The 8038-nt window shown below is 72.9% G+C and carries 9 protein-coding genes; 6 read left to right on the plus strand and 3 right to left on the minus strand.

Going from position 1 to position 8038, the window contains the following annotated elements; all coding sequences use genetic code 11:
- Nucleotides 1–154: 154 nt before the first annotated feature.
- The 4 genes from NYZ98_RS40765 (at nucleotide 155) to NYZ98_RS40780 (ending at nucleotide 3654) form a co-directional block, all read left to right on the plus strand.
- Entirely contained in the window at nucleotides 155–586 is a 432-nt protein-coding gene (locus NYZ98_RS40765) for an ester cyclase (RefSeq protein ID WP_262850847.1), read from the plus strand.
- 148 nt (nucleotides 587–734) lie between these two features.
- Nucleotides 735–1664: an SDR family oxidoreductase gene (locus NYZ98_RS40770; RefSeq protein WP_262850849.1), complete on the plus strand. Its 930-nt coding sequence runs from the start codon at nucleotides 735–737 to the stop codon at nucleotides 1662–1664.
- Nucleotides 1665–1688: 24 nt separating this feature from the next.
- Nucleotides 1689–2522 carry a helix-turn-helix transcriptional regulator gene (locus tag NYZ98_RS40775; RefSeq protein ID WP_262850851.1) on the plus strand — a complete coding sequence of 278 codons (834 nt, stop codon included), beginning with the start codon at nucleotides 1689–1691 and terminating at the stop codon, nucleotides 2520–2522.
- 91 nt (nucleotides 2523–2613) lie between these two features.
- On the plus strand, nucleotides 2614–3654 hold the full coding sequence (locus NYZ98_RS40780; RefSeq protein WP_262850853.1) for a DUF4037 domain-containing protein: 1041 nt from the start codon (nucleotides 2614–2616) through the stop codon (nucleotides 3652–3654).
- A 24-nt stretch (nucleotides 3655–3678) separates the two neighbouring features.
- Here NYZ98_RS40780 and NYZ98_RS40785 read toward each other — a convergent pair whose 3' ends face one another.
- Nucleotides 3679–4656 carry an aldo/keto reductase gene (locus NYZ98_RS40785; RefSeq protein ID WP_262850855.1) on the minus strand — a complete coding sequence of 326 codons (978 nt, stop codon included), beginning with the start codon at nucleotides 4654–4656 and terminating at the stop codon, nucleotides 3679–3681.
- A gap of 49 nt (nucleotides 4657–4705) precedes the next feature.
- Nucleotides 4706–5266, minus strand: coding sequence for a hypothetical protein (locus NYZ98_RS40790; protein ID WP_262850857.1), 561 nt, complete (start codon nucleotides 5264–5266; stop codon nucleotides 4706–4708).
- 138 nt (nucleotides 5267–5404) lie between these two features.
- On the opposite strand from NYZ98_RS40790, the gene NYZ98_RS40795 reads away from it, so the two are divergent.
- Both NYZ98_RS40795 and NYZ98_RS40800 read left to right on the plus strand, forming a co-directional pair.
- Nucleotides 5405–6007 carry a TetR/AcrR family transcriptional regulator gene (locus NYZ98_RS40795; protein ID WP_262850859.1) on the plus strand — a complete coding sequence of 201 codons (603 nt, stop codon included), beginning with the start codon at nucleotides 5405–5407 and terminating at the stop codon, nucleotides 6005–6007.
- Between the two features lie 174 nt (nucleotides 6008–6181).
- Nucleotides 6182–6751, plus strand: a complete 570-nt coding sequence (locus tag NYZ98_RS40800; protein ID WP_262850861.1) for a TipAS antibiotic-recognition domain-containing protein — start codon at nucleotides 6182–6184, stop codon at nucleotides 6749–6751.
- On the opposite strand, the gene NYZ98_RS40805 is transcribed toward NYZ98_RS40800, so the two are convergent.
- The gene (locus NYZ98_RS40805) at nucleotides 6717–7691 is read right to left on the minus strand and encodes a MerR family transcriptional regulator (protein WP_262850863.1); all 975 of its coding nucleotides are present in this window, start codon (nucleotides 7689–7691) and stop codon (nucleotides 6717–6719) included. The two genes, NYZ98_RS40800 and NYZ98_RS40805, sit on opposite strands and share 35 nt — an antisense overlap.
- Between the last annotated feature and the right edge of the window lie 347 nt (nucleotides 7692–8038).

Below are 8038 nucleotides of genomic sequence, written 5' to 3' on the forward strand. Positions count from 1 at the left end.
GGGGTGCCGGGGGGTGGTGGGGTGACGCCGGTGGTGGGCATCGTGCTCCTTGCTAATCGGGGCCGTCCCCGTTTACAGTACCGGAGTCGGCCAACCGGGGAGTTCCCCGGTTCGAGCCGTCCCTCATCCGACCCCCCTGAACAGGAGTGGCATCATGCCGCAGGAAACCTCCAGCGCGGTCCCCGGGCCCGCCGAAGTCCACCGGCTGCTCGTCGAGTCCTACCCCGAGGTCCTCCAGGGCCGGCTCGACGGGCCGCTGTCCCTCATCGACCCCGACGTGATCGACCACCGCGGCGGGCTGGACGGCGACCACCACGGGGTGGACGCCTGGCGGCGCAAGTGGGAGCGGGCCGGCGCGGAGTCCGGCTTCACCGACATCGACGTGACGGTCGAGCGGAACGTCGAGTCCGGCGACACCTCGGTCAACCGGTACACCAGCCGAGGCACCCACACCGCCTCGGGCCGGCGGTACGAGGTCACCAGCATGGACATGATCTACGTGCGGGACGGCAGGGTCGTGGAGCACTGGGCGCTGCGGGACCAGACCGCCATCCGCGCCCAGCTCGGCCTCGAACCGGGCGCCTGACCGAGGGGCGGTATCCGGCTCGAACCGGGTGCCTGACCGAGGGCCCGTATCCGGGGACAGGTCGTCCGGGGATGAACCTGGCATGGACCCGGGCGGCCGGCCTTGCGACGCTGGGACGGCGAGGATGTCCGCTGACCTGGGAGTTGTCATGAAAGACGTATCGGTGCCCGACCTGACCGGGAGGCTCGCGGTGGTGACCGGCGCGAGCGACGGCATCGGGCTGGCGCTGGCGGCCCGCCTGGCGCGGGCGGGCGCCGAGCTGGTGCTGCCGGTCCGCGACCACGCCAAGGGGGAGGCCGCCGTGGCCCGCGTCCGCGCGGCGGCCCCCGGCGCCCTGGTCGCGCTCGGCGAGCTGGACCTGGCCTCGCTGGCGTCGGTGGCGGAGTTCGCGGGCAAGCTGAACGCCGGGGGCCGTCCGGTCGCCATCCTGGTCAACAACGCCGGCGTCATGGCGCCGGCCACGCGGCACACCACGGCCGACGGCCTGGAGCTGCAGTTCGGCACCAACCACATCGGCCACGTCGCGCTGACGGCCCGGATCCTGCCGCTGCTGCGCGCCGGCCGGGCCCGGGTCACCACGATGTCCAGCAGCGCGGCCCGCACCGGCAGGATCGACTGGGCGGACCCGCAGAGCGAGCGCGCGTACTCCCCGATCCGCTCCTACGGGCAGTCGAAGCTGGCGAACCTGATGTTCGGCCTGGAGCTGGACCGGCGGTCCCGGGCGGGCGGCTGGGGCATCGTGAGCAATGTGGCCCACCCCGGCACGTCCCTGACGAACCTGTACGCCTCCGGGCCCAACATGGGCCGCGAGCGCCCCGCGCGCCATGAGGCGATCATGAAGCGGCTGGCCCGCTGGGGGATGTTCGTGCAGCCGCCGGAACAGGGCCTGCTGCCCGCCCTGTACGCGGCCACCAGCCCGCAGGCGCAGGGCGGCCGGTTCTACGGTCCCGACGGCCTGGGCCAGTTCACCGGCGGCCCGGCCGAGCTGGCCGTGTACCGTCGGGCGCGGGACCGGGCCGAGGCGGCCCGGCTGTGGGACCTGTCGGAGCGGCTGGCCGGGGCCGGGTTCGGCGCCTGAGCGCGCCGGGTGCAGACTCGTGTCATGGACCGGGCCCAACTCGCCGGCTTCCTGCGCGCACGGCGGGAGGCGCTGCGACCTGAGGACGTCGGGCTGCCGCGCGGGCCCAGGCGGCGCACCGGCGGGCTGCGCCGCGAGGAGGTCGCCGCCCTGTGCGGCATGTCGGCCGACTACTACGGGCGCATCGAGCAGCAGCGCGGGCCCAACCCCTCCGAGCAGATGCTCGCCGCGCTCGCCCGGGGCCTGCGCCTGTCGCCGGAGGAACGTGATCATCTGTTCCGGCTCGGCGGGCACCCCACGGTGCGGCGGGTGTTCGGCGACGACCACGTCAGCCCCGGGATGGCGCGCATCTTCGACCGGCTGGAGGACACCCCGGCGCAGGTGATGAGCCACCTGGGGGAGACGCTCCGGCAGACCCCGCTCGCGGTCGCGCTGATGGGCGACCAGAGCGTCCACACCGGGCCGGCGCGCAGCCTGCACTACCGGTGGTTCACCGATCCGGAGTCGCGGCTGATCCACCCCGAGGAGGACCACCCGGTGCACGGGCGGCTGCTCGCGGCCGACCTGCGTGACGCTTACGCGCGTGACGGCCGGGGTTCGCGGGCGGCGGAGCTGGTGGACGCGCTGCTGGCGGCGAGCCCGGAGTTCGCCGCGATCTGGGGTGAGCACCCGGTGCCGGGGGCGTACTGCGAGCCCAAGCGCGTCCGGCACCCTCGGCTGGGCGTGCTGGAGCTGCACTGCCAGACGCTGGTCGACCCCGGCCGGTCCCAGAGGCTGCTGGTGTACACCGCCGTGCCGGGCAGCGAGAGCCACGACAAGCTCCGGCTGCTGTCGGTGACCGGCGAACGGCGGGTCTGACCGTCCCACCAGGCGTGGGTACCGCCGTGTGGGGCGGGGGCGCGGAAAACCAGGTGAACGGAAACGGATCGCCATGCACAGTGATGGAGTGATGTCCGATTTCGTTCCTGGTTTCGTTCCCGGCCGTGAGCTGTCACGTGAGTTCTATACAGAGGTCGTCCAGCCGATCATCGGTGAGGTGCCGCACGGCGCCGCGCTGATCGGCCCCGGTTCGGAGGTGCTCGCCTTCGACACCGCGCGCTCCACCGACCACGACTGGGGCCCGCGTGTCCTGGTGTTCGTGGAACCGTCGCTGGCGGCGGGCTTGTCGGCCCGGCTGGACGCCGCCCTGCCCGGCCGCTTCCGCGGCTACCCGACCGTGTTCGAGACCGGCGGCGCCCCGGCGCGGCACGGCGTCCAGGTCACCGGGTTCGGGGCGTGGTCGCGGGCCCGGCTCGGGTTCGACCCGCGCGGCGAGATCACCACGGCCGACTGGCTGGGGGCGTCCTGGCAGCGCCTGGCCGAGGTGACCAGCGGCGAGGTGTACCACGACGGGCTCGGCGAGCTGGGCAGGGCCCGGGCCAACCTGCGGTGGTATCCCGGTGAGGTGTGGCGGTACGTCCTGGCCTGCCAGTGGCGGCGCGTCGCCCAGATGGAGAGCTTCCCCGGGCGCTGCGGTGAGGTGGGCGACGACCTCGGGTCGGTGGTGGTCACCGCCCGGCTCATCGAGGACCTGATGCGGTTGTGCCTGCTGATGCGCCGCCGCTACCCGCCGTACGCCAAGTGGCTGGGCAGCGCGTTCGCCCGCCTGTCGGGGACCGCGGAGATGGGGGAGATGTTCGCCGCGGCGCTGGCCGCGCGGGGGTGGCGTGAACGCGAGGTGCACCTGTGCAGGGCCTACGAACGGGTCGCGGCCCTGCACAACCGGCTGGCGCTCACCGAACCGCTGGAGGGGACGGTGCGGGCGTACTTCGACCGGCCGTTCCAGGTGATCGGCGCGGGGCGGTTCGCCGACGCGCTGCTGGCCACGGTCGGCCCGTCGCTGCGGTCCTCGCCCGCCGGGTCGGTAAACCAGTTCTGCGACAGCACCGACGTGCTCGGCGACTCCGGCCGCTCGCTGATGCTCACGCGGGCGGTGCACGCCCCGGTGTGACCCGTCGGCGGCCCCGGTGCGGGTTTACCAGCGGTCGTGGACCTGGGGGCGGATCAGGTCGTCGTAGACGGCGGCGACGGCGGCGTGGACGTCCTCCCCGAGCGGCGGCAGCGCGGCCGAGGCGGCGTTGCCCCTGGCCTGTGCCGGGTTGCGCGCGCCGGGGATCACCACGCTGACGGCGGGGTGGTCGATGATCCAGCGCAGCGCGAACTGGGCGGTGGTCATGCCCTCGGGGACCAGCGGCCGCAGGCGCTCCACCGCGGCCAGGCCGGTGGCGAAGTCGACGCCCGAGAACGTCTCGCCGACGTCGAACGCCTCGCCGTGGCGGTTGTAGGCGCGGTGGTCGTCGGCGCCGAAGCGGGTGTGCTCGTCGTAGCGGCCCGACAGGAGGCCGCTGGCCAGCGGGACGCGGGCGATGATCCCGACGCCGGCCTCCAGCGCGGCGGGCAGGACCCGCTCCAGCGGCTTGAGGCGGAAGGCGTTGAAGATGATCTGCACGGTGGCCACGCCGGGCCGCGCGATCGCGGTCAGCGCCTCATCGCAGGTCTCCACGCTCACCCCGTAGGCGGCGATCCTGCGCTCCTGCACCAGGGTGTCCAGGGCGTCGTAGACGGCCTGGCTGGAGTACACGGCGGTGGGCGGGCAGTGCAGCTGGACCAGGTCCAGGGTGTCGACGCCGAGGTTCTCCCGCGAGCGGTCGTTCCAGGCGCGGAAGTTGTCCAGGGTGTAGGCCGAGGGCTCCTGGGGGACGCGGCGGCCCATCTTGGTGGCGACCGTCAGGCCCGGCCGCTCCTTGATCAGGCGGCCGACGATCTGCTCGCTGCGCCCGTCGCCGTACACGTCGGCGGTGTCGACGAACGTCACGCCAGCGTCGACGGCGGCCTCCAGGGTCGCCAGCGCCTCGTCCTCGCCGACCTCGCCCCAGTCGGCGCCCAGTTGCCACGCCCCGAGGCCGACGACCCCGGCCCGCCTGCCCGTCCTGCCCAGTTCCCTGTTCTCCACATCCCTGATCGTACGGGTCACCGGGCCTGGCCCGGACACCGCTCCGGGGTCATGCCCCCTTGGCGGCGCGGCCGAGACGCAGGGCCGAGATGAGGAAGAAGACGCCGCCGGGGATGGCGTAGCCGATCGCGTTGGTCAGCGCGGGGTCCTCGGCGGCGGCGCCGATGACGAACGACACACCGGCGAGCACGGAGATGCCGCCGCTGATGATCATCGGCCACTGGCCGCCCATCCCGCGGCGGGTGACCCCCACGATGAGCTGGCCCAGCCCGGCCACGACCGCCCAGGCGCCCCACACGCGCAGCACCGCCGGGATGCCGGACGCGCAGGCGGCGGCCACGCCGATGGCGGCGATCAGGCTGACCGCGATGTTCACGTACAGCAGGGCGGGGGATCCGGTGGCGCGCGAGGCGCGGGCGTCGACGACTGCGGCGGCCACGTCGGCCAGCGGGTAGAGCACGAGCAGGGTGACCGCGACCGGGCCCAGTCGCGAGGCGGTGGTGAACATCACCAGGGCCCAGACGATGGCGAAGGCGAACCGGGCGAAGTACAGGCGCCGCAGTGCGGACGCGGTCCCGGCGATACCGGGTGAAGCGGCGATGGCGCTCATGATGATCCCTTTCGGTGCCGGCCTCACGAAGGCGGGGAAGCCCGAGGTCCGTGCAAGACAGAACGTTCTATCGCGTCAGCATGGCGCGCGGCGACGCCAACTGTCAAGACCGAACGTTCTACCCACTAGGATGGCGGCATGCGCAGCCCATCCACCGGCCGGCCGTCCGAAGCGCGATCCCGGCTGCTCGCCACGGCCACCCGGCTCTTCTACGCCGAGGGCATCCACGCCGTCGGCATCGACCACATCGTCGCCGAGGCGCACGTGACGCGGGCCACCCTCTACCGGCACTTCCCCGGCAAGGAGGACCTCGTCCTGGCCTACCTGGACGAGGTCGACCGGGCCACGCGCGGCCAGGCGGACCAGGCCGCCGCCGCCGGGCTCCCGGCCGACGGCACCGTCCGGGCCCTCGGCGAGGCGATCGCCGAGGGCATCCGGTCCCCCGGCTTCCGGGGGTGCGCCTTCCTCAACGCCGCCGCCGAGTACCCCGACCCCGGCTCCCCGGTGCGCCAGACCGTGCTCGCCCACCGCCAGTGGTTCCTGGACACCGTCACCGCCCTGCTGGCCGAGGTCCGCGAGACGGGCGCCGAGCCCGCCGCCCGCCACTTCGTGATGATGCGCGACGGCGCCATGGCCGCCGGCTGCCTGTTCGACCCGGAGCTGATCTGCGACACCTTCCTGCACGGGGTCGACAGGCTCCTGCGGGCCTCCGAGGAGGATCGGACCGGATTTCGGCGGTAGAAGCGCCCCGACCGTAAGGCGGTGACGCTGCCGGCCACGGTCGCAGGCCGATAGGGCTTGAGTCTCAAGTGACCTGAGACTCCAGGATCGATGCCGTGGGCGGCGGACGTTCGCTCCCGCCGCTCAGGACCCGTTCGATCCGACTTCCGGAGGTCGCATCCCATGCCTCATTCTGTGACGCCGTCCGCTGAGGACGGCAGGCGACTCGTTCACGACTTCGTCGACGAGACTTTCGGCGATCTGGACGCCAATCCCGACTTCGTCGCCATGTTGCGTTCTGCCGTACCCGAGATGCCTGCCGACCCCGGTCCGGAGCAGGTGGACGCCTGGGCGGAACTGTCCGCGCTGGTGCGCGACGCCGATTTCAAGGCCTCCGTTCGTCGTATGGCCGAGCATCAGGCGGCCGAGAGAGCGGAGGGTGATCGGACCGGACTGCATCATGAGGTGACCGAGCTGGTCCTGGAACGGGTGCGGCGGGCGCGGACCGATGGGGTGGAACCGGGTTCTCCGGAGGCCCGGGCGGTACTGGTGGAGTTGATCGCCGGATACACCGCGACATTCGGCCATCCGGACAGTGCCGCGTATCGCCGGAAGTTGCTCACCCGGCTGGAGGTCGCCAACGATCCCCGTACGGAGCGGTACTTCGCCCTGCTGTCCACGATCAACGGCGGGCCGGTGCCGCCGAGCCTGGCGCCGGTGTTCGACTGGTTCATCCAGGCGCTCCGGCACCACCCCGTTCCTTAGCCGCGGCCCGTTCGAGTGCGGCGAGGAACCAGCGCGCCTCCGGGACCGGGTCGGGTTTCGGGGACGTTCCGTTGATCATGGCCAGCAGACGCCAGTAACGGGAGATCCGCGGGTCGGCCCCGATGCGGATCCGCTCGGCGAGCCAGACCCGGAATCGGGGGTCGTCGGACCGCCGGTGGGCCCGGGCGAAGACGGTGACCAGCCTCTCCACGATAGGCCGGGCCGCGGCGGAGCCTGGCGGGATTCCGTCCGCCAGCGCACCGCCGGCGAGGTCCAGCACGGCCTGCTCGGCCTGTGCCCAGCTCTCCGGATCGCCCTGCTCGGCGCCGGAGGAGCGGTCGGTGGCGTGCCGCTCGAACGCCTGGCGCATGCTCTCCCGGAAGCTCGGGTCGCCGACCTGGTGCGCCAGCTCCAGCCACGCGTCGAACTGCTCGGCCGACGGGTCCTCCGGCAGGTCGGGCAGCATCGAACGCAGCTGTGCGGCGAACTGGGGCTCCATGTCGAGCCCGCGCGTGGCCTCGGCCACGAGATCGGCCGCCAGCTGCCGGCGCCGCTCCGCCGGCAGCCGGGCGAGCCGGTTCGCACGGGCCATTCCCGGCGAGCCGGTACGGCCGGTGGTGACGTAGCGCAGAACCGCCTGCCGTACTCGCAAGGTCCGGATCTGCTCCTCCAGGGCGGCGATCTGCCCGTCGGCGACGCCGATCAGGGTCTGCGGGTCGGCGAGCACCTGCGCGATCGTCGCGATGTCGACGCCGAGGTCGCGAAGCGTGCGGACGAGTTCGAGCCGGTCCAGCGCGTCGTGGTCGTAGAGACGGTACCCGCCGGCGGACCGGCCGGCCGGGGGCACCAGCCCTTCGTCGGAGTAGTACCGGACCGTCGGTACCGACAGCTTGGCGAGCCGCGCCACCTGGCCGATCGTGTAGAGACCGTCGTCGTTCACGCCGTCCAGCCTGACGCATCGACCGCCGGCGTGGCATCGTCAATGGCGGCATGGGCGGGCGCGACCAGATCTCCGCAACGGGCCTGCGGGTCCATGCCGTGTAGCCAGTCGTGTAGCCAGTGAGGGACGCGCCCCCTCCGCGGCACCCTCGCGGGGTGCCGCGGGTCGCGCGGTGACCGTCAGATCTCTTCGACGCTGCTCGGCTCGCGCCGGGACAGGTCGATGCCGAGCTCCTCCGCCGCGCGGAAGACGTCCTCGTCGGTGTCACGCATCTCGATGGACATGCCGTCGCTGGAGAGCACCTCGACGTTGAGGCACAGCGACTGCATCTCCTTGATGAGGACCTT

It is taken from the genome of Sphaerisporangium corydalis (genome assembly GCF_025506355.1).
GTDB lineage: Bacteria > Actinomycetota > Actinomycetes > Streptosporangiales > Streptosporangiaceae > Sphaerisporangium > Sphaerisporangium corydalis.

Bases quoted from the DNA above. Each gene is read 5' to 3' on its own strand.
- NYZ98_RS40765 (WP_262850847.1), top strand. From the start codon at position 155: ATGCCGCAGGAAACCTCCAGCGCGGTCCCCGGGCCCGCCGAAGTCCAC.
- NYZ98_RS40770 (WP_262850849.1), top strand. From the start codon at position 735: ATGAAAGACGTATCGGTGCCCGACCTGACCGGGAGGCTCGCGGTGGTG.
- NYZ98_RS40775 (WP_262850851.1), top strand. From the start codon at position 1,689: ATGGACCGGGCCCAACTCGCCGGCTTCCTGCGCGCACGGCGGGAGGCG.
- NYZ98_RS40780 (WP_262850853.1), top strand. From the start codon at position 2,614: ATGTCCGATTTCGTTCCTGGTTTCGTTCCCGGCCGTGAGCTGTCACGT.
- NYZ98_RS40790 (WP_262850857.1), bottom strand. From the start codon at position 5,266: ATGAGCGCCATCGCCGCTTCACCCGGTATCGCCGGGACCGCGTCCGCA.
- NYZ98_RS40795 (WP_262850859.1), top strand. From the start codon at position 5,405: ATGCGCAGCCCATCCACCGGCCGGCCGTCCGAAGCGCGATCCCGGCTG.